Raw genomic sequence first — 22,687 nt, 5'->3', positions numbered from 1 at the left:
GCGTCGAACGGGCGAGCTTGTGAACTTTGCACGCGATACTTATTTGAAGGGTGTGCAAGATATGCTGGCAACGCTTTGAACGATTTTAGGGTAGCACTGATATATTCAGCCACCGCCATCTTAACGCATCTTTTTTGCCCGCACTGTGTCGGCAAATCCTCCACATAGCTTTGGCTATGCGTCCGGTTTGCCTCCTTGTTCGGACGAAAAAATCTACGCCAATCTGACGGACTTCATTTTATCAGCGATTCCCTAGGGCGGCGTTTATGCGCCGCCTTTTCCATACGCGCATATTGAAAAGCATGCGCGTTATTGTTATAATGAAAGCGTAGATTGATACATCATGTTGGAGGTGGTCGCTATGTTTCGTCCATTGCCGTTCAATTTGAAAGAAAATGCCGAAAAGGGACAGGAGATTCTGGGAAAGGCTCTTGAGACCGTGATGGAACATTCGTTTAATCCGTTCGACAAGGTGGGCGGCATGCTCTTCCCGTTCCGCGTCGACGTGATCGATTGTGAGAACTGCTACGAGCTGTTCGCAGAACTCCCCGGCTTTACGAAAGAAGCCATCGAGGTCTCCTACAACGAGGACGGACGCCTCAAGATCAAGGCGGAGCGCGTCGTGCCGGAGGAGTCCGAGGCGAAATATCTCTGCCATGAGCGCAAGGCAGGCGTATTCGAGCGCTCCTTCCTCATCGACGATGTGGATGAGGCGGAGGTATCCGTGTCCTATGAGGCGGGTATCCTCCATGTGATCCTGCCGAAACTCGAGGTAAAGAAGTCTTGCCGCGTCTTTACGATTCAATAAAGTGTGTATGTAGGGAAGTATGTTCGGAGGGGAATTTATGACGGAAGACCGCGATTGGGAGCAGTTCAAACACAAGCTGAAAGCAAAGACGGAGATCGATCTCGACCTCTATAAAGAGCCACAGATGAAGCGTCGGATCAACAATCTGATCACGCGTGCGGGCTATAAGGGCTGCGTCGAGTATTTCGACCATGTCTGTGAAAACAAGGATGATTTTGCTGCGTTCATCGAGTATCTGACGATCAACGTGTCGGAGTTCTTCCGCACGCCGGAGAAGTTCAGCAAGCTCGAGACGGATGTCATTCCCGATCTCCTGAAGCGCTCATCGAAGCTCAATATCTGGAGCGCAGGCTGCTCCATCGGCGCGGAGCCGTATTCGCTCGCGATCATCATGAAGGAGATGACGCCGGGCACGCGGCATCGCATTCTCGCCTCCGATCTCGATGTGGAGATTCTGGCGAAGGCAAAGCGCGGCGTCTATACGGCGGATGAGATCAAGAGCATGGCGCCCGAGCGTCGCCGTAAGTATTTCGATGCGGACGGCGACCACTTTGCCGTGAAGCCCGAGATCAAGAGCATGATCGAGTTCAAGCGGCACAACCTGCTACAGGACAAGTTCGAGACGGGCTTCGATCTGATTCTTTGCCGCAACGTCGTCATCTACTTTACGGATGACGCGAAGGATCAGCTCTACCGTCATTTCTTCGAGGCACTGAAGCCCGGCGGCATTCTCTTCGTCGGCGCAACGGAGTCTATTCTGAACTTCCGCAAGATGGGCTACACGAGCTTCCAGCCGTTCTTCTATCAGCGGCCGTTCGAATCATGACGGGGACGATGCTCACAGAGGAGCAGCGTCTTGCGCTTCTCCTGCGTCAGATCAAATGGGCGGAGGAAAAGACAGCGTTCTATCGCTCTGCGTTTGAACGTGCGGGCGTAAGTGCTGCATCCGTTTCGTCATTTGTGGATGCGGCGCGTCTGCCGTTTTGGGAGCATGCAGAGGAAGAGGGGGCAGACGCCCCTTTTTTCATGCTCACACTGCCACTCTCGGGTTTGCTGCGTATGAGTGTCCTGCATGACGAGGCAGGGCTGGGCAGCATTCACTGCTATACGCAGGGCGATGTTGCACGGCAGGTGCAGACGACTGTGAATATGCTCACTGCGTGCGGCGTGAACCGTGCGAGTACGGTGCTGCTTGCGGGAGATATTGCGGACAGTCGGACGCTCGATCTACAGTATGCGCTCGATGTGCTCGGCGCGGCCGTTCTGCCGTGCGGGGGCGGGACGGAGACGGCAGCGCAACTCCTACGTGCGGCTGTGCCCGATACCATCATCACATGGGAGCATGAACTGCCCGCACTTGAAAAATATCTTGAGGATATCGCCGTGCACCGATTGATTACGGTCGGGGGATGTATTGCGCCACAGACGGTTTCGCGTGCTCTTGCAGAGCGTATGGGCGCGCGTCACGCACATATCTTTACGCTGGCACAGATGGGGGCGCTGATTGGTGTCGCCTGTACGGCGGGGGCGGGACTGCATCTTGAGGAACGGCTCTTCTACGCCGAGATCATTGATGAGGCGGGGCATAGTTCGCGTGCGGACGGTGCGTGCGGACAGCTCGTACTCTCGACGCTCACGGCGGAGGCGATGCCCGTCCTGCGGTATCGCACGGGACTGCAGGTGCGTCTTGCACGAGGGCGATGCGGCTGTGGGAGCGTACAGCTCCTGATTACGGAGGGGTGAAATAATGGCAGATGAACGGTTGATCGCGGCGCTCGATGTGCCGACACGCGCGGCGGCAGAGAACCTCGTCGCGCGTCTGGGAGACAGTGTGAGTTACTACAAGGTGGGCATGGAGCTCTTCTATGCGCTTGGCGGGGGCATTGTGACGTGGCTCAAGGGCGAGGGAAAGCAGGTCTTTCTCGATCTGAAACTCCACGACATTCCAAATACGGTCGGAAACGGGCTGTCCTCGCTGCTGCATCTCGGTCCCGACATTCTGAATGTCCATACGGCGGGCGGGCTGCGCATGATGCGGGAGGCGCGCGAGTCGCTGCAGCGGGCGGCGGACAAAGCGGGCGTGCTCTGTCCGAAGCTGATCGGCGTCACCGTGCTCACGAGCATGGATACAGATGACTGGGCAGGGCTCGGGCACACGGGCACGGTTGCGGATGCAGTTCTGCGTCGTGCGGCGCTCGCGCAGGAGGCGGGTCTCGACGGCGTGGTTGCATCCCCTGCCGAGACGGCGGAGATTCGCCGCGTCTGTGGTGAGGCTTTCCTCATTGTGACGCCGGGCATTCGGCCTGCGGGTGTTTCGCGTGACGATCAGCGGCGTGTGATGACACCCGCGGGCGCGATCCACGCGGGGGCTTCGCAGATTGTCGTGGGGCGTGCGATCTATGCGGCAGAGGATCCGCGTGCAGCGGCAGAGGGGATTTTGAAGGAGATGGAGGGCATACGATGACACAGGAGGAAGTACGTGCACTGCTCGTGAAGACGGGCGCAATCATGGACGGGCATTTTTTGCTGACCTCGGGGCTGCACAGCCCGCACTATGTGGAGAAGTTCAATGTGCTCCAACATCCCGCATACACGGCGCAGCTCTGCGCAGCGATGGCGGAGAAGTTCAAGGACGCAGCAATTGAGACGGTGGTCGGCCCCGTGACGGGCGGCATTCTGCTCGCACATGAGACGGGCAAAGCCCTGGGGACGCGCGCAATCTTCACGGAGCGCGTGGACGGGAAGATGACGTTCCGACGCGGCTTTTCTCTGCGGGAAGGGGAGCGCGTGCTCATTGTCGAGGACATTGTGACGACGGGCGGCTCGATCAAGGAGGTCATCGAGGTGGTGAAGGAGGCGGGCGCTGTTCCTGTGGCCGTCTCCATGCTCGTTGACCGCAGCGGCGGCAAGGCAGATTTTGGCGATGTGCCGAGCACGGCGCTCCTCACGATGGATGTGGAGACCTATGCGCCCGAGACCTGCCCGCTCTGCGCGAAGGGCGTTCCCATGACGAAGCGCGGGCGTACGGGCAAGTAAGAGACAGATCCGATGGCTGAGGAATTTACTGAGAAAATAGACGAGGCACTTGCCGCGTGGACGGTGCTCGATGAACTGCCTGCCGAAATCGATGGCTATCTGCTCTCGAAAGACCGGCAGCAGCACGAAGCGCAGTATGATTTTTTTCGCTATGACCGCGCGGATGCGCATCGCTCCGTTGTCGGTTTCTACGATGCGGCGACGACATCGTACAAGCTGCGCGTCGAGATCGGCGTGGTGAGCTTTGCCCTGCCGTCGTTCATTCATGGGGATCTCGATACGTTCGGTCAGGAACTCCTGCGCTATCTGCCGCGCGTGATGGCAGAGATGCACGCCGACGCACTGGAGACGCAGGAACTTCTGCCCGTGCGCGAGAGCATTGCCGCGTGGGAATATGGCAGGGAACTGCCCGAACAGCTGGAGGGGTACGAGCTCTTCGTTCGTCCCTCGGCACCCGCACAGATGACGAACGGCTCTTTCCTCATCATCGACTATGTGGACTTTGCACGGGCAAATGACGTGGGCATTTACTACAACTGCTATCGGAACGAGTTCTTCGGTGAGTACCATGCAGCGGGGATGCCGTATGTCAGCTATGATTTTGACGCGTCGGATCTCGAAGAATTGGAGCAGCGTCTGCGGCTGAATCTCGCGCGCTATCTGCGCAGGGCGGCGGTAGAGGCGGATGCGGAGAAGAATGTGTGACAGGAAAGCGAGGAAAATGTGCAGAGGGATGAGCTGAAAGCCCTGCGGGAGGATGTTGTCGCGCGTGCGCAGGAGGCGTTTGCGCGCATGGATGAGGTTGCGGAGTTCAACACGCGGAAGGTGCTCGACGCAATGCGTACATGTCGCGTCTCCGATGCGCATTTCGGCGTGAGCGCAGGCTATGCTTACAGCGATCTCGGGCGCGAGAAGCTGGATGAGCTCTATGCACGCGTCTTTGGCGCAGAGCGGGCACTTGTGCGTACGCAGTTTGTCTCGGGGACGCATGCACTCGCAACGGTGCTCTTCGGCATCCTGCGTCCCGGCGATCAGCTTGTCTCGATCACGGGCGCACCCTATGATACGATGCAGACGGTGATCGGCTGGGCGCATGAAAGCGTTGGTTCGCTCAAGGAGTTCGGCGTTCTCTACGACGAGTTGCCGATGCAGGGCGGGCGCGTGGACATGAATGGCATTGACCGCATCGTGACGGCGCGGACGAAGCTCGCGCTCGTGCAACGTTCGCGCGGCTACAGCGAGCGCGAGCCGCTCAGCATCAAGGACATTCACGCGGTCAGCGCGCGCATCAAGGCGGCGAATCCGAACTGCATTGTATTCGTGGACAACTGCTACGGGGAGTTTGTCGATACTACAGAGCCGACAGATATTACGGACGTGGACATCATGGCGGGCTCGCTCATCAAGAACCCGGGTGGTGGGCTTGCGCCGACGGGTGGCTATATTGCGGGGCGCAGCGACCTCGTGGAAGCCGCGTCCTATCGTCTCACGGCGCCCGGGATGGGGGATGAGCTCGGTGCGAGCCTCATCTCGAATCGGCTGCTCTTTCAGGGGCTTTTCCTCGCACCGCACGTCGTTGCGCAGGCCCTCAAGGGCGCGGTCTTTGCCGCAGGGATCTTCGAGGGACTGGGCTGCCGTACGTTCCCGCACTTTACGGATGCGCGCAGCGACATCATACAGGCAATCGTCCTCGGGGACGCGGAGCGGATGAAGGCGTTCGCGCGCGCGATTCAGGCGATGTCGCCCGTGGATGCTTTCGCCGCACCCGAGCCGTGGGATATGCCGGGCTATGCCGATCAGATCATCATGGCGGCGGGGACGTTCGTGCAGGGGGCGTCAATCGAGCTGAGTGCAGACGGTCCCATGCGCGAGCCGTACTGTATCTATCTGCAGGGCGGGCTGACGTTCGAGCACGCGGCACTCGGCGTGATGGCGGCGGCGGAAGCAATTGTGTGAAATCATCTAAGAGGGGCGTGTCCCTCTTTTTCTTTTTCCCAACAAGTTCAGTTTTTCGGATATTTTTGCAGATTTGAGGATATTCATTTGCAGGTTCTTTTTGTATACTACAAATAATCAGACGAATAGAGAGCGAAAGGATTCGATGCTATCCGGAAAAAATGAATTTGGAGGGGACAGTATGAGCGTAGCGATTCATATTGAGAACGCTGTCAAGAAGTATGGCGATCTCACGATCATTCCGGGGATTACGGAGCACATCCGCAACGGAGAGTTCTTCACCCTGCTCGGTCCTTCGGGCTGCGGAAAGACGACGCTCCTGCGGATGATTGCGGGCTTCAACAGCATCGAGGGGGGCGATATTCTCTTCAACGAGCAGCGGATCAACGACATCCCAGCCCACAAGCGCAACATCGGCATGGTATTCCAGAGCTATGCGATCTTCCCGCATCTGACGGTTCGTCAGAACGTGGAGTACGGGCTCAAACTGCGCGATGTGCCAAAGGGGGAGATGAAAGAAAAGGTCGATCGCATCCTCGATGTCGTGCAGATCACGGACTATCAGGATCGCCTCCCAGAGCGTCTCTCGGGCGGGCAGCAGCAGCGCGTCGCTCTTGCGCGCGCCATCGTCATTCATCCGAGCGTGCTTCTGATGGACGAGCCACTCTCAAACCTCGATGCAAAGCTGCGCATCGAAATGCGTTCCGCAATCCGCGAGGTGCAGAAGAAGGTCGGCATCACGACGGTCTACGTCACGCACGATCAGGAGGAGGCTCTCTCCATCTCCGACCGCATCGCCGTCATGAACAAGGGCGAGATCCAGCAGACGGCACAGCCGCAGACGATCTATGAACGCCCATGGAACATCTTCGTATCGACCTTTATTGGACATTCGAATCTGTTCTACGGACGCGTGAAGAAGTCAGGCGGGGAGGCGAGTGTGGTCTTCCGCAGCGGCTTTGAGATGCCGATGGCGAACCTTGGCGAAGAGGCGGAGGACGGGATGGAGATCGTCATCTCCGTGCGCCCTGAGGAACTGTCGATTCAGGAGGACGGCCTGCCGTGCAAGGTGCGGACGAAGGTCTTCCTCGGCAAATACATCAACTACAGTCTGGACTTCGATGAAGAGATGATTTTGCCGCATCAGGCATCGCTCGAATTCTCACAGGATCTCGGCCATGCGACGCAGCAGCTCGAGGTCGGGGACACGGTGCATCTGCGCCCGAACGCGCGCAAGGTCAACATCTTTACGGCGGACGGTTCGCGCAATATCCTGAAGGATGTGGTGCGCTATGAATAAGAGCAGTCTGCGCTTTGATTTCTGGACGGGGATCACGATCCTCTCCATCGCGGTCTTCGGGCTCTTCCTCATCTATCCGCTCTTCTCGCTCTTTACGTCTGCCTTTCAGGACGCAATGACAGGAGAATTCACGCTCGAACACTTCACGCATTTCTTCGAGCGGAAATACTACTATCAGTCGATGATCAACAGCTTCAGCGTGACGGCGTGCGTGACCGTGCTTGCCATCATCATCGGCACAGCGCTCGCGTACTTCATGACGATCTACCGCGTGCGTTTCAAGAGCGCACTTGAGATCTGCATCATCATCTCGCTTCTCTCGCCGCCCTTTATCGGCGCGTACTCGTGGATTCTGATCGGCGGGCGTAGCGGTATCCTGACGCAGTGGCTGCAAAACACGTTTCAGTACGAGTTTCCGTCCATCTACGGATTCACGGGCATCCTGCTCGTGCTGACCCTCAAGCTCTATCCGTTCATCTATCTCTATGCGGCGGGCGCGATGAAAAACATCGACGCCGCACTCATTGAGGCGGCGGAGAGTCTCGGGTGTAGCGGCGTCCGCAAGGTGGTGACGGTCATCGTACCGCTCATCACGCCGACGATCCTCGCGGGTGCGCTCATGGTCTTTATGAACGCAATGGCGGACTTCGGAACACCGATGCTGATCGGCGAGGGGTTCAATGTCATGCCGGTTATGATCTACTCGGAGTTCATCAACGAGGTAGGCGATCAGGCGAATTTTGCGGCGGCAATGGCGGCGATCATGGTTGTCATCACCTCGACGATCTTCCTGCTCCAAAAATATGTTGTGAGCCGCAAGTCCTTTACGATGAGTTCGCTGCGTCCTCTTGAAGTCAAGGAGATGAAGGGCGCGGGCAACGTCTTGATGCACGTTCTCATCTATCTGCTCGTCGCTGTTTCGATGATCCCGCAGCTTGTCGTCGTCTACACCTCCTTCCTTGAGACGCGGGGGGCAGTCTTTACGGGCGGCTACTCGCTCGATAGCTATACGACGATCTTCAGCAGCCTCGGCACGGCAATCTCGAACACCTATCTATACAGTACGGCGGCGATCCTCATCATTGTCTTCCTCGGCATGACGGTCGCCTATCTGACGACGCGCCGCAAGAGCATGCTCACGGACATCATCGACACACTCACGATGTTCCCGTACATCATCCCGGGGTCGGTGCTCGGCATCACGCTCCTCCTCGCGTTCAACGAGGAGCCGATGCTGCTCTCGGGCACGGCGCTCATCATCATCATCTCACTCGTCATTCGTCGTCTGCCCTATACGCTGCGCTCGAGCTCGGCAATTCTCTACCAGATCAGCCCGAGCATCGAGGAGGCGTCCATCAGCCTCGGGGCTTCGCCGCTCAAAACCTTCTTTAAGGTGACGGCTGTCATGATGCTTCCCGGTGTCATGAGCGGGGCGATTCTCTCGTGGATCACGGCGATCAACGAACTCAGTTCCTCGGTCATCCTCTTTACGGGGGCGACAAAGACGATGTCCGTTGCAATCTACACGGAGGTCATCCGCGCGAGCTACGGCACGGCGGCAGCACTCTCGACCATCCTCACGCTCACGACGATTGTTGCGATGGTGACCTTCTTCAAGGTCTCGGGCAGCAAGGATGTAACGCTCTAGTTTCCTCAGGCGAAAGCCTTTGTCATAGATGGGTTCTGTTAAAGGAGGTCATTTCATGAAGTTCAAGAAAATCCTTGCCGTCATGGCAGCATCCCTGATGCTCGGCGGCGCCCTCACCGGCTGCGGTGGGGGAGAAAAGCAGGCGGCATCGGCGGATGACAATACGCTCGTCATCTACTGCCCGCATCCGCTGACGTTTATCAATCCCCTTGTTGAGGAGTTTGAGAAGCAGAGCGGCGTGAAGGTCGAAGTCATTGCGGCGGGCACGGGCGAGCTCCTCAAGCGCGTCGAGTCTGAGAAAGCGAATCCGCTCGGCGACATCTTCTGGGGCGGCTCGCTGAACACGATGAAACCGAAGGCGGATCTCTTCGAGAATTACACCTCGAAGAACGAGGATCACATCCAGACGGCGTTCAAGAACACCGAGGGGCCGATGACGCGCTTCACGGACATCCCGAGCGTCATCATGGTCAACACGAACCTCCTCGGCGATGTGAAGGTCGAGGGCTATGAGGATCTGCTGAATCCCGCGCTCAAGGGCAAGATTGCTTTTGCCGACCCGTCGAAGTCCTCCTCGTCCTACGAGCATCTCATCAATATGCTCTATGCGATGGGAAATGGTGACCCCGATAAGGGCTGGGACTACGTGGAAAAGTTCTGCCGGAATCTCGACGGCAAGCTGCTCTCGGGCTCCTCTGCGGTCTACAAGGGCGTTGCGGACGGTGAGTATGCGGTCGGCCTGACGTTTGAAGAGGGCGGTGCGAAGTACGTTGCGGACGGCGCACCTGTGAAGCTCGTCTACATGAAGGAAGGCGTCATCTCCAAGCCGGACGGCATCTACATCATCAAGAATGCAAAGCATATGGAGAACGCGAAGAAGTTCATCGACTTTATCACGAGCAAGGAAGCGCAGAGCATCATCACCTCCTCGCTCCATCGTCGCTCCGTGCGCGATGACGTAGATCCGCCCGTCGGTCTTCTGCCGAAGGATCAGATCAAGATCATCGATGACGAGGAGCAGGTCGTCGAGAAGAATAAGAAGGCGTGGCTTGACAAGTTCAAGGACATCTTCACGAGCGTGCAGTAAACACTGTCACACAAGAACAATACCGGGAGGACGCGATCCTTCCGGTATTTTGTATTTGTGTGGATTCTGCTATAATGATACTGTCTTTGTGGGGGAAAGGAGGGGCATATGCGGCGTTTTCAAGATGAAGTGCGCAGTGAACTCCTCAAATATGCGCTCCTTCCGGGACTGCTCATTGCATTCATCTGTACGGCACTTGCTGCGCTCTACTGGGAGCAGAATGTCGTGACGCGGACGGCAGAGGAGGCGCGTACGGCAGGGGAGATATTCACGGAGCTGACCCATGACTACGAGGCGCGTGCGGGGGCGATCGCACTGCACGGCATCGGGCAGCTGCATGCGGATGGGGAAGAACGGCGCATTTTTTTTGAAAATCTGTATGCGGAGCTGAATTTGCACGGGGCGCTGCCGGAATTCTATCTTCTTGGCAGCGAGCGTCAGGTTCTCTTTCAGACGCGTGCGCATCTTCCCGACTATCTTGCGCAGCCAACGTCGGACTGGGGCGTTCTCGCGCGTATGGATGCTGCAGAGGGATGCGTGCAGGAATTTGTCCCGCAGCGTGACCGCGACTGGGACTATGTCGTCGGTCAGGCAATCCGCAGGCCACAGACGGGAGACACGGAAGGCTATGCCGTTTTTGTCATGCCTGCACAGGAACTCGCAAAGCGCCTTCAAACGGGAGAGAAGATGCACGTTGTCATTGCGGATCGCGCGGGACGCGCGCCGTTCTCTACTATGACGATCTTTCGCGATCCTGTATTCCATAAAATCGTGTCGGAAATCGCGGATGCACAGGGGCTTGTCGAGGTGGACGGGCAGCAGTTCTATGTGATGCAGGAGCCTGTACTGGATGGGAGCTTCACCGTCTACGCCATCTTGCCCGTGGGCAGCCGTATTGCACAGGTTGCAACGGGCGCAGGTATTCTTTTCGCCGTGCTCCTCCTCATGATACCGTTCATCTTCTTTCGTGTGCGGCGTGAGATGGCAGAGAAGATGTGCGCAATGGATGAGATCATCGACGCATTCCGCGCGGTGCGGCACGGACATCTGGATCGCGAACTCGTCATTCGGACAGGCAACGAGTTCGAGGAGATTGCAGGCGAATACAACCGCATGGTGCAGAGTCTCGTGCAGCTCATGGAGGAAAATGAGGAAAAGGCACGCGTGAGCGTCATCTCGGAGGTGCGCCAGCTTGAGTCGCAGTTCAATCCACATTTTCTCTTCAATACACTTGAGAACATCAAGTTTATGACAAAACTCGATCCCGATGCGGCAATGCGCATGATTACAGCACTTTCTGCACTTCTGCGCTACAGCATCGACAGCCGTGTGCAGCGCGTTCCCCTCGCGGAGGACATCTGTCACCTCGGTAGCTATGTCGAGATTCAGCGGCAGCGGTTCGGTGCGCGCCTCTGCTATCGGCAGGAGGTAGCGGAGGAGGCGGAGGCCTGTCTTGTGCCGAAACTCCTCTTGCAGCCCATTGTGGAGAATGCCATTCACTACGGCGCGGATGCGGAGGGGGTGATTGATATTACCACGCAGATCAGTGTGGTGGATGGGTGTCTGCACATCGTCATCGCGGACAGGGGGACGGGGATGGATGAGGAGACCCTGTATCGGCTGCGCGAGATGATGGAGCGTGGCGAGAACCGCACCGTGCATACGGGTATCTATAATATTCATCGCCGCATTCAGCTCCTCTACGGCACTGCGTACGGTATGGAGATCGCTCGGCGTGCAGGGGGCGGTACGCGCGTTACGATGGTGCTTCCTGCGGACGGTGGAAAGGGGGCGAAGTAAATGCTGCGCGTACTCATTGTCGAGGATGAAGAGATCATTCGACGCGGACTGCTCTGCATGATTGACTGGGCAGGGATGGGATGCCGCATTGTGGGCGATGCGGCTGACGGAAGAGAGGGGCTTGCGCTCATGCGTACGGAGCGCCCCGATGTTGTGCTGACGGATATCCGTATGCCGTGCATGGACGGTATCGAGATGGCGGAGGCGGCGCGTGCGGAGGGGATTCTGCCTCAGCTCGTCTTTCTCACAAGCTACGCCGAGTTCGGCTATGCGCAGCAGGCACTTCGGTTGCAAGCGGCGGACTATCTCTTGAAGCCCGTGGACGAAGCGGAGCTTGCCGCCCTTATGCGGCGAATTGCGGCGGACGGGGCGGCACAGGAGGTAATGCCGCAGGCAGTGGAAGGCGTGGACTGGCAGCGTTACTTCTCGGACAGGTTGCTCAACCCCTATGTACGGCATGCAATGGAGCGCATTCGGATGGACTATCGTGAGAGACTCAGCATCGAAGGCCTTGCGGAAACGGCAGGTGTGAGCGCGAGCTATCTTAGCCGCAAATTCAAGGAGGCGACGGGGCAGACCTTTCTTGAATTCTTGACGCGCACGCGTTTACAGAGTGCCGTGACGCAGCTTCGCTCGGGTAAGTACCGCGTCTACGAAGTTGCGGAGGAAAACGGATTCGGCGATTACAAGAATTTCTGTACGGTGTTCAAAAAATATATGAAATGTTCGCCGCGTACATTTTTGCAAGAGACAGGGGGGAGGCTGCAGCAGGAGGATGAATAGGGACGCAAAACACCCGCAGCAAAAGTACTGCGGGTGTTTGCATTCAGGGAGAAATGTGTTGATATATATTACGCCGCAGGGAATGCGACGACAAGCAGCATCTTGAACGGTGTTTCCTTTGCTGCGTAGACGGAGTGCGGATGGGTTGCGGGCATGACGATGCTCTCGCCCGCCTTGAGCGTGTAGGTTTCGTCATCGATCGTGATGATGCCCTCGCCCTCAAGCGCCGTGACGAGCGCGTCGCCCGTGGATGCGTGCGTGCTGATGCCCTCACCCTTCGCGAAGGCGAAGAGTGTGACACCGAGCCCCTTGTTCTGGACGAGCGTCTTGCTGACGACCTGTCCTTCTGCGTATGCGACCTGATCCTTGAGCAGGAGTGCCTGTTGATGCTGGATATTGTTCAGGATTGCCATGATGTTTCCTCCTTGTGTGTTGTGAGAATTTCTGTGCATATTATACACAGAATATCCTCCAAAGAATGTGACCGAAGCCACAATTCCGAGAGGAACACTCGGAATTTGAAGAATCAAAAATTTTTTCAGTTGTCAAATGTGACCCTTTGTCCTATAATAATGAATAGATTGTTTCAGATACACGAGCATCAGAGAATTGAGGAGGATGAAGGATGGCGTTGGATCGCAGTGCTGTGATCGATGAGGTGCAGAAGCTGGCCGATGCGCCGTCGGTCTACGAAGGACTGAAGGCGAAAGCAGAGGTGTTTCTGGAGGCGGTGGACACGCCACAGGAAAAATCTGCGTTTCGGACACTCGTTGATGAAATAAAGAGCGATGTACTGACGATCGATCAGCTCATCAGCTTCACGGAGTCAGCGGACGGTGTCGCACTGTTCGGTGCGCAGAGAGCCGGAGAGTATAATGTTGCAGCAAAGCAGGCGAAGGAGCAGGGGGAAGATACCTGTATCTGCCCTGCGTGTCAGGCCGGCAAGGAGATCCTTGCGAATCAGGCGGCGATTGTCTCGTAGTCGTGGTGTATGGAAAGGAGCTGTTGCACGAACGCATTCGTGTAACGGCTTTTTTGGTGAAGAAAGTGAACATATGACCGTTGCGGATGTCTATATCAACATTCCGGTCAAGAGCATTGCGCAGGAGTTCACCTATATTCTGCCGGAGACGCTCTCACAGGTCACGATCGGCTGGCGCGTCTTTGTTCCGTTTGGCAATGTCCGCAAGGAGGGCTTCGTCACCTGCGTGCGCCCATACGATCCCACGCGCGACGGGGGGCATGCGCTGAAGGAGATCATCGAGGCGGTGGATGAGGAGGCGTGGTTCTCGCCGCAGCTTCTTGCCGCCGCGCAGGAACTCGCCGCGTTCTACCTCTGCTCGGCGGCGGAGATCATGCGCCTCTTCATGCCGGGCAAGAGCGGTCTGCGCATCTTCCCCGTCTATCGGGTGGCGGAGGATGCGGACGCGGCACATCCGCTGCTCGCCGATGCACATGCACACGCCGTCTATTGCTATCTCTCTGAGAACGGCGCGCGGCGTATGACGGAGCTGCGGCGGGCGCTGCCGGAGGCGGCGGTGGATGAGTACATAGAAAAACTACTGCGCTACCATCTCGTATGCAGGGAGTACCGTGCAGACAAGCGTGACAAGGCACTCTATGAGAAGTACTACACAGCGGTCGCGATCACGGACGAACTGCTTGTGGGGCTTGCGCGAAAGCCCGCACAGGCGCGGGCGCTCCTGCTCTTTCGGGAATGTGAGGAATATGCGCGCGCGGAACTCGACGAGAAGGGCATCTCGCCCACGACGATCAAGAATCTCGTTGCCGCAGGTCTTCTGACCGAGCATCTGCGGCGCAGGCTGCGCAATCCCTATGGAACAGGTGCGGGAGCTGCGCGGGCAGACGAGCTGACACAGGCACAGCACGCAGCTGTCACGGCACTGCAAGAGGGCATCGCAGCCGAGACCTTTCACGGGTATCTGCTCCACGGCGTCACGGGCAGCGGTAAGACACGCGTCTACATCGAGACGGCGCGTGCCGTGCGCGCGCGCGGTCGGCAGGTTGTCGTACTCGTGCCCGAGATTGCGCTCACGGGGCAGCTCATCACGGCGTTTCAGGAGGTCTTTGCGGATGACATCGTCGTCCTGCACAGTCAGCTCTCGCTCGCGGAGCGCAACGATTCGATCTTCCGCGTGCGGCGTGGCGATGCGGGCATCATCATCGGCGCGCGCTCGGCGCTCTTCACGCCCGCCAACGACGTTGGCGCAATCATCCTTGACGAGGAACAGGATATGTCCTACAAGCAGGATGAGTCGCCGCGCTATCATGCACGCGTGGTTGCAGAGATCCTCGCGCGGCGACATGGAGCGATCCTCGTGCTCGGGAGTGCGACGCCGTCTCTTGAGTCCTATGCACGCGCGCAGGCGGGGGATCTGACCCTCCTCACGCTGCCGGAGCGCATTGGCAGTCAGCCGCTGCCGCAGGTGCGCGCGGTCGATATGCGCGAAGAGCTGCGGCGCGGACGGCGCACGATCATCTCGCTCGCCCTGCGCGAACTGCTCACGGAGACGCTCGCTCGCCATGAGCAGGCGATCATCATGCTGAATCGGCGCGGCTACTCGACCTTCATCATGTGCCGCTCCTGCGGGGCGGTCATCACCTGCGCGGATTGCGGCCTGCCGCTCGTCTACCACGCGAACGGTGCACTCGTCTGCCATCACTGCGACCTGCGCGCCGCCGTGCCCGAGACTTGCCCGAAATGCGGCAGCCGCTATATCAAATACTTCGGCTCGGGGACGGAAAAGCTCGAGGAGGAGCTGGGACAGCTACTCCCGGCAGCGCGCCTTGTGCGCATGGATCGCGATACGACGGGGCGTAAATTCGCGCATACGGAGATTCTGACGCAGTTTCGCAGGCGCAACTTCGACATCCTCCTCGGCACGCAGATGGTTGCAAAGGGACACGACCTGCCCGGCGTGCAGTCGGTCGGCATCATCAGTGCGGACGCGAGCCTCAACCTGCCGGATTTCCGTGCGGCGGAACGCTGCTTTATGCTCATCACACAGACGGCGGGACGTGCAGGGCGGCACGGCGCGCGCGGTGCGGTCATCGTACAGACCTACAACCCTGAGCACTATGCCGTGCGCGCTGCGCTGCGGCAGGACTACGAAGCGTTTGCGGCGCAGGAGCTTGTACTTCGCCGCGAGCTCTTCTATCCGCCGTACAGCCGTCTCGTGAAGCTGCTCTTTCGAGATCCGCAGCGTGCGCGTGCGTGGAATGCAGCAAACGAGTTCGTCGCTGCAGCGCAGACGGCGTTTACAGGAACGACGGGCTGCACGGTGATCGGTCCTTCGCCCGCACTGATCGAGCGGGAGCGCGGCACGTATCGTTTTATCGTGCTCATCAAGACAGATGCGCTTGCGGTCATACAGAACTTCTTGCGTACACGCGGACTGCATCTGCGCGACGATGTTGCGATTGACATTGATCCCACCGCAATTTTTTGAAAAATAATAGAAAAACCTATTGAATATAATTAAAAATCCTGTTAATCTGGAAATAGAAGGAAAGACTGATGATATGCGAAGCGGCACGAATCAATTTTCTTCGGAGCAATGGAGGCTTCCTATGGTAACGATTCTCGGACGGGCGAAGATCAATCTGACGCTCGATATTCTGGGACTTCGGGATGACGGGTATCACGAGATTGCGACGGTCATGCAGTCCCTCGCACTCGCAGATACGCTTACGCTCACGCGGCAGGAGGAGGGAATCACGCTGACCGTGGATCTTCCAGGGCTGGAGGCGGATGAGCGCAACCTCGCCCATCGTGCGGCAGCTCTCGTTATGAGGGAGTGCGGTCTGCGCGGCGGGGTTCACATAGCGATCACGAAGCGCATCCCTGTTGCTGCAGGGCTTGCGGGAGGGAGTGCCGATGCGGCGGCTGCGCTGCGCGGCATGAACGAACTCTATGCACTCGGACTTTCCGATGACCGGCTCTGCGCGCTCGGTGCGCAGCTTGGCTCGGACATCCCATTTGCCCTGATGGGCGGCACGGTGCTTGCGACGGGGCGCGGCGAGGTCATGCAGACACTTCCGGATTTTCCTATGACTCATGTTGTGCTCGCAAAGCCGCCCGTCGCTGTGTCGACACCGTGGGCGTACCGCAGTTACGACGCGCATCCGCCCGAATTTCATCCGGACAATGCGTCATTTTTGGAGGCACTCGAACGCGGCGATCGCATGCGCTGCGCAGAGCTTGTCTGCAATGTGCTTGAGCCTGTGACCGAGACGGCACATCCCGTGATTGCCGACTATCGTGCGCGGATGCGTGAACACGGTGCACTATGTGCGATGATGTCGGGCAGCGGACCGACCGTGTTCGGACTCTTTGCAGAGGAACGTGCGGCTGCGGAGGCGGCCGAGGCGTTCCGCCTTGAGACGGATGCAGCGGTACACCTGACGTGCACGGCCGGAAAATACGGGGAATAGACAGAGGGAGTCATCATGCAGGGAAAATTATCGCCAGTTGTTGTCAACAGCTACCAGCCGCTTCGTGAAATTGTCTGTGAGGTGCTGCGTGATGCGATTCGCAGCGGGATCTTAAAGCCCGGCGAATGGCTCAAGGAGAACGATCTCGCGGACGAACTGCTCGTCAGCCGTACGCCCGTGCGTGAGGCGATACGCAAGCTCGAGCAGGAGGGCTATGTCGTCACCGTGCCGCGGCGCGGTGCGTATGTAGCGAGCGTATCCATTCGCGACATCAATGAGATCTTTGAGATTCGCGCTGCACTCGAGGCACTTGCCTGTGAACTTGCGGCGGAGCGGATCACCGATGAGGAGCAGGAGCGTTTGGAGCGACTCCTCGTCGGTATCGGACGCGCCATCGAGGAGCACGATATGGAGCGTATTGTGCGCACGGATATCGAGTTCCACGAGCTTCTGTATCAGGCAGCGCGCAACGAGCGTCTGCTTGCGATCATTGGGAATCTGCGCGAGCAGCTCACGCGGTTCCGTACGATTTCGATGTCGTACCCGGGGCGACTCAAGGCAACCCTTGAGGAACATCGTGCGATCGTGGATGCGATCGGCTCGGGCGACGCGCGCCATGCACGCAAGGTCGGTGCGAGACACATGGAAAATTCGGAGAAGACCCTGCTTTACGCCATTGAGGAGCAGGAAAAAAAGACAGGTACCACCTTGGTGAGACGCAAGGGGAAAAAGAGTCAGGAAGACGCCGAGTAGGTGCTTCCGGAGAACGGGAGGAGCATAATGTTGGATTTTATAACGGTTATCCTGGCAGCGGGTAAGGGGACGCGCATGAAGTCAAAGCTGCCGAAAGTCCTGCACCGTGCGGCAGGAAAATCCATGCTGCAGCACGTCATTGACGCGGCGGATGCAGCGGGGGCACGGCGCAATATCGTGGTCACGGGCTTTGGCGGCGATGTGGTGCGCGAGAGCATCGGTGACAGTGTGGAGTATGTGGAGCAGCGCGAACAGCTGGGGACGGGGCATGCCGTTCTGCAGACGAAGGATCTGCTTGCGGGCGAGCATGGGACGATCATGGTGCTCTGCGGCGATACCCCGCTTTTGACGGCGGAGCTTTTGGCGCGCTTCCATGAGGAACATGTGCAGGCGGGCGCGAAGGCGACCGTACTCACGGCAATCATGCCGAATGCAAAGGGGTATGGACGCATCGTCCGCCGCGATAATGGTGAGGTGCTGAAGATTGTCGAGCACAAGGATGCAACGCCGGAGGAACGTGAGATTCACGAGGTTAATGCGGGGATTTACTGCTTTGACGGCCAGGCGCTCTTTGCAGCGCTTTCAAAGGTGACGAATGACAATGCACAGGGTGAGTACTATCTCCCCGATGTCCTCAGCATTCTGCGTGATGCGGGGGAGAAGATCTGGGCGGTTGTCGCGGACAACTACGAGAGCACGCTCGGCATCAATTCGCGCAGTCAGCTCGCCGTGGCGGAGCGCATCCTGCGCCGCCGGAAGGTCGAGGAGCTGATGGCGGACGGCGTCACGATCGTCGACCCGCATACGACGTTCATCGACGCGGAGGTGCGCGTCGGCATGGACACGGTCATCTATCCGTTCACCTTCCTCGAGGGGCTCACGGTGATCGGTGAGGACTGCGTGATCGGGCCGAATGTGCGCTTCCAGAACACGGTCGTTGGAGACAATGTCAAGGCACACTATGTCTATGCGCATGATGCTGAGATTGAGAGCGGCGTGGATCTTGGTCAGTTCAACCACATTCGTCCGGACAGCCACATCGGCGCGGGCGTGAAGATTGGCAATTTCGTCGAGGTCAAGAACTCGAACATCGGCGAGGGCTCGAAGCTGCCCCATCTTTCCTACATCGGCGACTGCGACATGGGCGCGCACGTCAACATGGGGTGCGGCACGATTACGGTCAACTACGACGGGAAGCAGAAGTTCCGTACCAATATCGGCGACAATGCCTTTGTTGGCTGCAACTCGAACCTTGTTGCACCGGTCACGGTCGGTGAGGGCGCCTATGTTGCCGCCGGCTCGACCATCACGCGCGACGTACCCACAGGTACACTCTCCGTGGCGCGCGCGCGTCAGAAGGAGATCGAGGGCTGGATTGACAAACGAAAATGAGACTCGTATATGATTCCCCCGAATGGCTCACAGCACTGTGAAAAAGACAGGGGACGCTCTTCCAAAAAACTAGCGTGCGTGTTATACTATAGATAGTTATTGTGTATTTTATTTATAGTGACGCATCTGGTTTTTAGGAGGAACATAGAGATGAGTTTTCCGACCGACAACGTGTGCATCCTGACGGGGAATGCCAATCCACAGTTGGCAAAGGATATTGCGGAACGTATCGGCATACCGCTCTGCGAGGCTTTCGTCGGGCAGTTCAACAACGGCGAGATCCAGGTGATGATCGAGGAGAGCATTCGCGGCAAGGATATCTTCATCATCCAGTCGACGAGCTTTCCCGTCAACGACAACCTCATGGAGCTGCTGATTCTCACAGATGCGTGCAAGCGTGCATCTGCACACAGCATTACGGCGGTTGTCCCGTACTATGCCTATGCGCGTCAGGATCGCAAGACGCGCGGGCGTGAGCCAATCTCGGCAAAGCTCGTTGCAAATCTCATGACGACAGCGGGGGTGACCCGTGTTGTGACGGTCGACCTCCATGCGGGGCAGATTCAGGGGTTCTTTGATATTCCCGTGGATCATCTTGCTGCAGCACCTGTGCTGGCGAGCTACTTCCGTGAGCAGGCAATCGAGGATCTGGTTGTCGTCTCGCCAGACCTTGGCGGTGTCACGCGTGCGCGCATCATGGCGGACTTCCTCCATGCGCCGATCGCCATCATCGAGAAGCGCCGCCCCTGTCCGGGCTGTGCAGAGGTCATGAACCTCATCGGTGAGGTCGAGGGGAAGACAGCACTCCTCATCGACGATATTGTCGATACGGCAGGTTCTCTCTGCGAGGGAGCAAAGGCACTCAAGGAGCGCGGTGCAAAGCGCGTGCTGGCGGCCTGCTCCCATGCGATCCTCAGCGATCCTGCGGTTGAGCGGCTCAATGCCTCTGTGATTGACCAGCTTGTCATCACGGATTCGATCCCGCTTCCGCCGGAGAAGCAGTCCGATAAACTCGTCACACTTTCGCTCGCACAGTCCCTTGCGGATGTCATTGTGCGTATCCAAAGCCATCGTTCGGTGAGCCTGCTCTTCAATCATCACTAAGCAAGTTCCCACAGACAGAGAAAGAGACGTCTAAGGAGCGTCTCTTTTTTCATAGGAGTAAGTCATGCACGTCATCATCATCGGTTCCGGTCCTGCGGGTATATCTGCCGCCCTCTATGCGCGGCGCGGCGGTGCGGATGTGACCGTCATCACGAAGGGGACGGGCGGGCTCGCTGCTGCGGAGTGGGTTGAGAACTACTACGGCTTTGCTGAGCCGATCTCCGGCGCAGAGCTAGAGCAGCGTGGAATTGCGGGAGCAAAGCGTCTTGGTGTCCGCTTTGAGACGGATGAGGTGCTTGCGATCCTGCCTGCGGACGGGGGGAAGGGCTTTTGCCTTGAGACGGTTCGCGCTGCGTACGACGCGGATGCTGTGATCCTTGCAGCAGGTGTTCCGCGCAAGACACTCTCCATCCTGGGACTCAGAGAGTTCGAGGGTCGCGGTGTCAGCTACTGCGCGATCTGTGATGCCTTCTTTTATCGCGGCAAACGCGTTGCTGTGATCGGCGCGGGGGACTATGCCCTACATGAGGCGGAGATCCTGCGACCTCATGCTGCACAGCTTTCCCTGCTGACCAATGGGGAGGAACCATCCGTTGTGGTTCCGGACGGAATTTCCGTACGTACGCAGAAGATTGTACGCATCGAGGGGGTACGCCGCGTGCAGCGCATCGTCTTCGATGATGATACGGACATGGATGTGGATGGCATTTTCATGGCGATTGGGACGGCGGGGAGCATGGAGCTGGCGCGCAAACTTGGCGTCGTGCTCAGTGACGGGAAAATTGTTGTGGGCGAGCATATGGAGACGAATGTCCCCGGCGTCTATGCGGCGGGAGATTGTACGGGCGGCCTCCTGCAAATTGCAAAGGCGGTCTATGAGGGCGCTGAGGCGGGGCTTGCCGCCGTGCGGTATCTGCGTAAGGGATAGAGGCTTACTGGGAGAGAAGAAAAAAGGGGGGACGGATATGAAGGCGCATATTGTGGAAGACCGTCATTTTCGGGATTATATCGATCAATTTGATCTCTGGAATGGGCTTACTGCTGCGCAGCGGGATAAGCTGATCTCGGATACGCGTTTCGTCCGCTATAAAAAGGGGGCGTCTGTTCATCGCGGCGCGCTTGAACGCGCGGGAACCCTGCATATCATATCCGGTACGCTGCGCGTCTACATCCTCTCGGAGGAGGGGCGCGAGTTCACGCTCTACTTTCTGCGTGACGGAGATGTTGCCCTTCTTGCAAGTACGTCCTTTCTGGGAACCATTTCTTACGACATCGCTATTGATGCGACCAAGAATACGGAGCTCTTTGTCTCGGATACAGAGACCGTGCGGGAAATTCTCTGTGCAAATGTCGAAGTGCGTGCGCATGCCTATGAGCGCGCCGTTGTGCGCCTGTCCGAAATGCTGTGGAAATTCCGGCAGATGCTCTTCACTTCGGCTGAGCGGCGGCTTGCTAAATTCCTGCTCACAGAGTCGGCGCGTACGGCGGGCGATGAGATCCGCCTGACCCATGAGGAGACGGCGCAGTATCTCGGTACGGCTCGTGAGGTCGTCAGTCGCCTCATGCGCGATTTCAGTCAGGAGGGCTTGGTGCAGACCTCCAGAGGCTGCATCCACATCTTGAACCGTGCGGCACTTAAGGAGCGTGCAGGCGCCTGACTCATGTTTGATCGGAGGAGTTCATGCTGATCTATATCTTGGTGATCCTTGTCATCCTGCTGCTCATCATTCTGTTTCGCTATCTGCCGCGGAGGGTCTTTCTGATCTTTGTTACCCTGCTCATCGTACTGGGCGGCATTGTCTTTCGCATACAGACAGCAGAGCGTACACCGGAGCCGCTGACGCTCGAGGAACGCGCTGCCATTGCGCGGGAGCAGGAGCTTTTCACGCCATGGTGGGGTACATATCAGAAACAGATCGCAGAACTTGACCGCAACTGGATGCGCTATCATCAGATCCTCTCCGATGCGAAGGAGGGAGAGACGGATCTCGAGATTACCTACGTGCGCCTTGTGGATCTCGAGCGGGACACGCAGGAGCTGCGCGCGCGCATCGAGCAGAATGCGCCGCCGACGGAGCTCTCGAACCGCGTCTATGATCCTCTTGCCGTTATTCTGGCAAAGACGAATGACTATGCCGCAGCCGAGCAGAAGGCGATTACGCTCACACGAGCTGCAGCCGATCCTGCGGCGATGAAGGAGCGGAATCCCGCCGAGCAGGCGCGCCTTTTGGAGTTGGTCATGCTCCGTGAGTCTCCTGTCGCTCTCTTTATCAGCGATGAGGTTGGGCTCATCCGCCGCTACTTTGCCCCTGTTTCTTCGTCACATGAGGAGGCAGGAGAGCGCGGCGGAGAGCAGGAGGACGATGAAAAACTGCTCGACAAATAATTTGTTTTCAGTTATAATGCAAAGTGCCTTGCGCTCGTAGTCCAGTGGATAGGACGTTAGCCTCCGGAGCTGAAAGCGTGGGTTCGACTCCCGCCGAGCGCACCATATGTAAATCTGTCCTGTGGAATTTCCGCAGGACTTTTTTATTAGGAAAAACTGAAAAAGGATTTTGATGGACT

22 protein-coding genes and 1 tRNA gene are annotated in these 22,687 nt (G+C 57.9%); 22 read left to right on the top strand and 1 reads right to left on the bottom strand.

The genetic code is table 11. The features are described from left to right. Nucleotides 1-361: 361 nt before the first annotated feature. From HMPREF9163_RS01460 to HMPREF9163_RS01405, 12 genes are all read left to right on the top strand, one after another. Nucleotides 362-808 (top strand): Hsp20 family protein, encoded by a 447-nt coding sequence (locus tag HMPREF9163_RS01460; RefSeq protein ID WP_037345609.1) that lies wholly within the window; start codon nucleotides 362-364, stop codon nucleotides 806-808. Nucleotides 809-845: 37 nt separating this feature from the next. Beyond that, entirely contained in the window at nucleotides 846-1,634 is a 789-nt protein-coding gene (locus tag HMPREF9163_RS01455) for a protein-glutamate O-methyltransferase CheR (protein WP_037345606.1), read from the top strand. Continuing rightward, nucleotides 1,631-2,551 (top strand): phenylacetate--CoA ligase family protein, encoded by a 921-nt coding sequence (locus tag HMPREF9163_RS01450; RefSeq protein WP_009439844.1) that lies wholly within the window; start codon nucleotides 1,631-1,633, stop codon nucleotides 2,549-2,551. The genes HMPREF9163_RS01455 and HMPREF9163_RS01450 overlap by 4 nt, the downstream gene beginning before the upstream one ends. Nucleotides 2,552-2,555: 4 nt before the next feature. Further along, nucleotides 2,556-3,272, top strand: a complete 717-nt coding sequence (gene pyrF, locus HMPREF9163_RS01445) for an orotidine-5'-phosphate decarboxylase (protein WP_009439843.1) — start codon at nucleotides 2,556-2,558, stop codon at nucleotides 3,270-3,272. Then, nucleotides 3,269-3,844 carry an orotate phosphoribosyltransferase gene (gene pyrE, locus HMPREF9163_RS01440; RefSeq protein ID WP_009439842.1) on the top strand — a complete coding sequence of 192 codons (576 nt, stop codon included), beginning with the start codon at nucleotides 3,269-3,271 and terminating at the stop codon, nucleotides 3,842-3,844. Before pyrF ends, pyrE begins: the two co-directional genes overlap by 4 nt. Before the next feature lie 12 nt (nucleotides 3,845-3,856). Beyond that, on the top strand, nucleotides 3,857-4,549 hold the full coding sequence (locus HMPREF9163_RS01435; protein WP_009439841.1) for a hypothetical protein: 693 nt from the start codon (nucleotides 3,857-3,859) through the stop codon (nucleotides 4,547-4,549). 18 nt (nucleotides 4,550-4,567) lie between these two features. Further along, complete coding sequence (locus HMPREF9163_RS01430; protein ID WP_009439840.1) at nucleotides 4,568-5,800, top strand: methionine gamma-lyase family protein; 1,233 nt, start codon at nucleotides 4,568-4,570, stop codon at nucleotides 5,798-5,800. A 181-nt stretch (nucleotides 5,801-5,981) separates the two neighbouring features. Next, the gene (locus HMPREF9163_RS01425) at nucleotides 5,982-7,100 is read left to right on the top strand and encodes an ABC transporter ATP-binding protein (protein WP_037345602.1); all 1,119 of its coding nucleotides are present in this window, start codon (nucleotides 5,982-5,984) and stop codon (nucleotides 7,098-7,100) included. Further along, nucleotides 7,093-8,748 (top strand): iron ABC transporter permease, encoded by a 1,656-nt coding sequence (locus tag HMPREF9163_RS01420; protein ID WP_009439838.1) that lies wholly within the window; start codon nucleotides 7,093-7,095, stop codon nucleotides 8,746-8,748. Before HMPREF9163_RS01425 ends, HMPREF9163_RS01420 begins: the two co-directional genes overlap by 8 nt. 55 nt (nucleotides 8,749-8,803) lie before the next feature. Further along, entirely contained in the window at nucleotides 8,804-9,835 is a 1,032-nt protein-coding gene (locus HMPREF9163_RS01415) for an ABC transporter substrate-binding protein (RefSeq protein WP_009439837.1), read from the top strand. A 108-nt stretch (nucleotides 9,836-9,943) separates the two neighbouring features. Further along, a complete protein-coding gene (locus HMPREF9163_RS01410) occupies nucleotides 9,944-11,635 on the top strand; it encodes a histidine kinase (protein WP_009439836.1) in 1,692 nt (563 codons plus the stop codon). Further along, on the top strand, nucleotides 11,636-12,418 hold the full coding sequence (locus HMPREF9163_RS01405; RefSeq protein ID WP_009439835.1) for a response regulator: 783 nt from the start codon (nucleotides 11,636-11,638) through the stop codon (nucleotides 12,416-12,418). 68 nt (nucleotides 12,419-12,486) lie between these two features. Here the strand turns inward: HMPREF9163_RS01405 and HMPREF9163_RS01400 are convergent, their stop codons facing one another. Continuing rightward, nucleotides 12,487-12,831 carry a cupin domain-containing protein gene (locus tag HMPREF9163_RS01400; RefSeq protein WP_006691481.1) on the bottom strand — a complete coding sequence of 115 codons (345 nt, stop codon included), beginning with the start codon at nucleotides 12,829-12,831 and terminating at the stop codon, nucleotides 12,487-12,489. A 212-nt stretch (nucleotides 12,832-13,043) separates the two neighbouring features. Here HMPREF9163_RS01400 and HMPREF9163_RS01395 point away from each other — a divergent pair, with 212 nt between their 5' ends. The 10 genes from HMPREF9163_RS01395 to HMPREF9163_RS01350 all read left to right on the top strand — a co-directional run bounded on the left by HMPREF9163_RS01395 (nucleotide 13,044) and on the right by HMPREF9163_RS01350 (nucleotide 22,613). Next, entirely contained in the window at nucleotides 13,044-13,400 is a 357-nt protein-coding gene (locus HMPREF9163_RS01395; protein ID WP_009439833.1) for a hypothetical protein, read from the top strand. Between the two features lie 73 nt (nucleotides 13,401-13,473). Continuing rightward, on the top strand, nucleotides 13,474-15,888 hold the full coding sequence (gene priA / locus HMPREF9163_RS01390; RefSeq protein ID WP_009439832.1) for a primosomal protein N': 2,415 nt from the start codon (nucleotides 13,474-13,476) through the stop codon (nucleotides 15,886-15,888). Nucleotides 15,889-16,009: 121 nt separating this feature from the next. Next, the gene (ispE, locus tag HMPREF9163_RS01385; RefSeq protein ID WP_009439831.1) at nucleotides 16,010-16,873 is read left to right on the top strand and encodes a 4-(cytidine 5'-diphospho)-2-C-methyl-D-erythritol kinase; all 864 of its coding nucleotides are present in this window, start codon (nucleotides 16,010-16,012) and stop codon (nucleotides 16,871-16,873) included. 15 nt (nucleotides 16,874-16,888) lie between these two features. After that, on the top strand, nucleotides 16,889-17,626 hold the full coding sequence (locus HMPREF9163_RS01380) for a GntR family transcriptional regulator (protein WP_009439830.1): 738 nt from the start codon (nucleotides 16,889-16,891) through the stop codon (nucleotides 17,624-17,626). A 27-nt stretch (nucleotides 17,627-17,653) separates the two neighbouring features. Next, nucleotides 17,654-19,018 (top strand): bifunctional UDP-N-acetylglucosamine diphosphorylase/glucosamine-1-phosphate N-acetyltransferase GlmU, encoded by a 1,365-nt coding sequence (gene glmU, locus HMPREF9163_RS01375; RefSeq protein ID WP_037345599.1) that lies wholly within the window; start codon nucleotides 17,654-17,656, stop codon nucleotides 19,016-19,018. A gap of 150 nt (nucleotides 19,019-19,168) precedes the next feature. Beyond that, on the top strand, nucleotides 19,169-20,122 hold the full coding sequence (locus tag HMPREF9163_RS01370) for a ribose-phosphate pyrophosphokinase (protein WP_009439828.1): 954 nt from the start codon (nucleotides 19,169-19,171) through the stop codon (nucleotides 20,120-20,122). Nucleotides 20,123-20,186: 64 nt separating this feature from the next. Further along, nucleotides 20,187-21,050, top strand: a complete 864-nt coding sequence (locus HMPREF9163_RS01365; RefSeq protein WP_009439827.1) for an NAD(P)/FAD-dependent oxidoreductase — start codon at nucleotides 20,187-20,189, stop codon at nucleotides 21,048-21,050. Between the two features lie 37 nt (nucleotides 21,051-21,087). Next, nucleotides 21,088-21,780 (top strand): Crp/Fnr family transcriptional regulator, encoded by a 693-nt coding sequence (locus tag HMPREF9163_RS01360; protein WP_009439826.1) that lies wholly within the window; start codon nucleotides 21,088-21,090, stop codon nucleotides 21,778-21,780. 23 nt (nucleotides 21,781-21,803) lie between these two features. Further along, nucleotides 21,804-22,508 (top strand): hypothetical protein, encoded by a 705-nt coding sequence (locus tag HMPREF9163_RS01355; RefSeq protein ID WP_009439825.1) that lies wholly within the window; start codon nucleotides 21,804-21,806, stop codon nucleotides 22,506-22,508. A 30-nt stretch (nucleotides 22,509-22,538) separates the two neighbouring features. After that, nucleotides 22,539-22,613, top strand: a tRNA-Arg gene (locus HMPREF9163_RS01350). Nucleotides 22,614-22,687: the final 74 nt, after the last annotated feature.

Source organism: Selenomonas sp. oral taxon 138 str. F0429 (assembly GCF_000318175.2).
Lineage (GTDB): Bacteria > Bacillota > Negativicutes > Selenomonadales > Selenomonadaceae > Centipeda > Centipeda timonae.
Note: the sequence above shows the minus strand (reverse complement) of the source record. Positions and strands in the feature narration are given on the sequence as shown.

What these genes read in the sequence shown, in the direction of transcription:
- HMPREF9163_RS01380 (WP_009439830.1), top strand. Translation starts at nt 16,889, where the DNA reads ATGCAGGGAAAATTATCGCCAGTTGTTGTCAACAGCTACCAGCCGCTT.
- HMPREF9163_RS01450 (WP_009439844.1), top strand. Translation starts at nt 1,631, where the DNA reads ATGACGGGGACGATGCTCACAGAGGAGCAGCGTCTTGCGCTTCTCCTG.
- pyrF (WP_009439843.1), top strand. Translation starts at nt 2,556, where the DNA reads ATGGCAGATGAACGGTTGATCGCGGCGCTCGATGTGCCGACACGCGCG.
- HMPREF9163_RS01360 (WP_009439826.1), top strand. Translation starts at nt 21,088, where the DNA reads ATGAAGGCGCATATTGTGGAAGACCGTCATTTTCGGGATTATATCGAT.
- HMPREF9163_RS01455 (WP_037345606.1), top strand. Translation starts at nt 846, where the DNA reads ATGACGGAAGACCGCGATTGGGAGCAGTTCAAACACAAGCTGAAAGCA.
- priA (WP_009439832.1), top strand. Translation starts at nt 13,474, where the DNA reads ATGACCGTTGCGGATGTCTATATCAACATTCCGGTCAAGAGCATTGCG.
- HMPREF9163_RS01410 (WP_009439836.1), top strand. Translation starts at nt 9,944, where the DNA reads ATGCGGCGTTTTCAAGATGAAGTGCGCAGTGAACTCCTCAAATATGCG.
- HMPREF9163_RS01355 (WP_009439825.1), top strand. Translation starts at nt 21,804, where the DNA reads ATGCTGATCTATATCTTGGTGATCCTTGTCATCCTGCTGCTCATCATT.
- HMPREF9163_RS01425 (WP_037345602.1), top strand. Translation starts at nt 5,982, where the DNA reads ATGAGCGTAGCGATTCATATTGAGAACGCTGTCAAGAAGTATGGCGAT.
- HMPREF9163_RS01460 (WP_037345609.1), top strand. Translation starts at nt 362, where the DNA reads ATGTTTCGTCCATTGCCGTTCAATTTGAAAGAAAATGCCGAAAAGGGA.
- ispE (WP_009439831.1), top strand. Translation starts at nt 16,010, where the DNA reads ATGGTAACGATTCTCGGACGGGCGAAGATCAATCTGACGCTCGATATT.
- HMPREF9163_RS01400 (WP_006691481.1), bottom strand. Translation starts at nt 12,831, where the DNA reads ATGGCAATCCTGAACAATATCCAGCATCAACAGGCACTCCTGCTCAAG.
- HMPREF9163_RS01395 (WP_009439833.1), top strand. Translation starts at nt 13,044, where the DNA reads ATGGCGTTGGATCGCAGTGCTGTGATCGATGAGGTGCAGAAGCTGGCC.
- HMPREF9163_RS01420 (WP_009439838.1), top strand. Translation starts at nt 7,093, where the DNA reads ATGAATAAGAGCAGTCTGCGCTTTGATTTCTGGACGGGGATCACGATC.
- HMPREF9163_RS01435 (WP_009439841.1), top strand. Translation starts at nt 3,857, where the DNA reads ATGGCTGAGGAATTTACTGAGAAAATAGACGAGGCACTTGCCGCGTGG.
- pyrE (WP_009439842.1), top strand. Translation starts at nt 3,269, where the DNA reads ATGACACAGGAGGAAGTACGTGCACTGCTCGTGAAGACGGGCGCAATC.
- HMPREF9163_RS01365 (WP_009439827.1), top strand. Translation starts at nt 20,187, where the DNA reads ATGCACGTCATCATCATCGGTTCCGGTCCTGCGGGTATATCTGCCGCC.
- HMPREF9163_RS01405 (WP_009439835.1), top strand. Translation starts at nt 11,636, where the DNA reads ATGCTGCGCGTACTCATTGTCGAGGATGAAGAGATCATTCGACGCGGA.
- HMPREF9163_RS01370 (WP_009439828.1), top strand. Translation starts at nt 19,169, where the DNA reads ATGAGTTTTCCGACCGACAACGTGTGCATCCTGACGGGGAATGCCAAT.
- HMPREF9163_RS01415 (WP_009439837.1), top strand. Translation starts at nt 8,804, where the DNA reads ATGAAGTTCAAGAAAATCCTTGCCGTCATGGCAGCATCCCTGATGCTC.
- glmU (WP_037345599.1), top strand. Translation starts at nt 17,654, where the DNA reads ATGTTGGATTTTATAACGGTTATCCTGGCAGCGGGTAAGGGGACGCGC.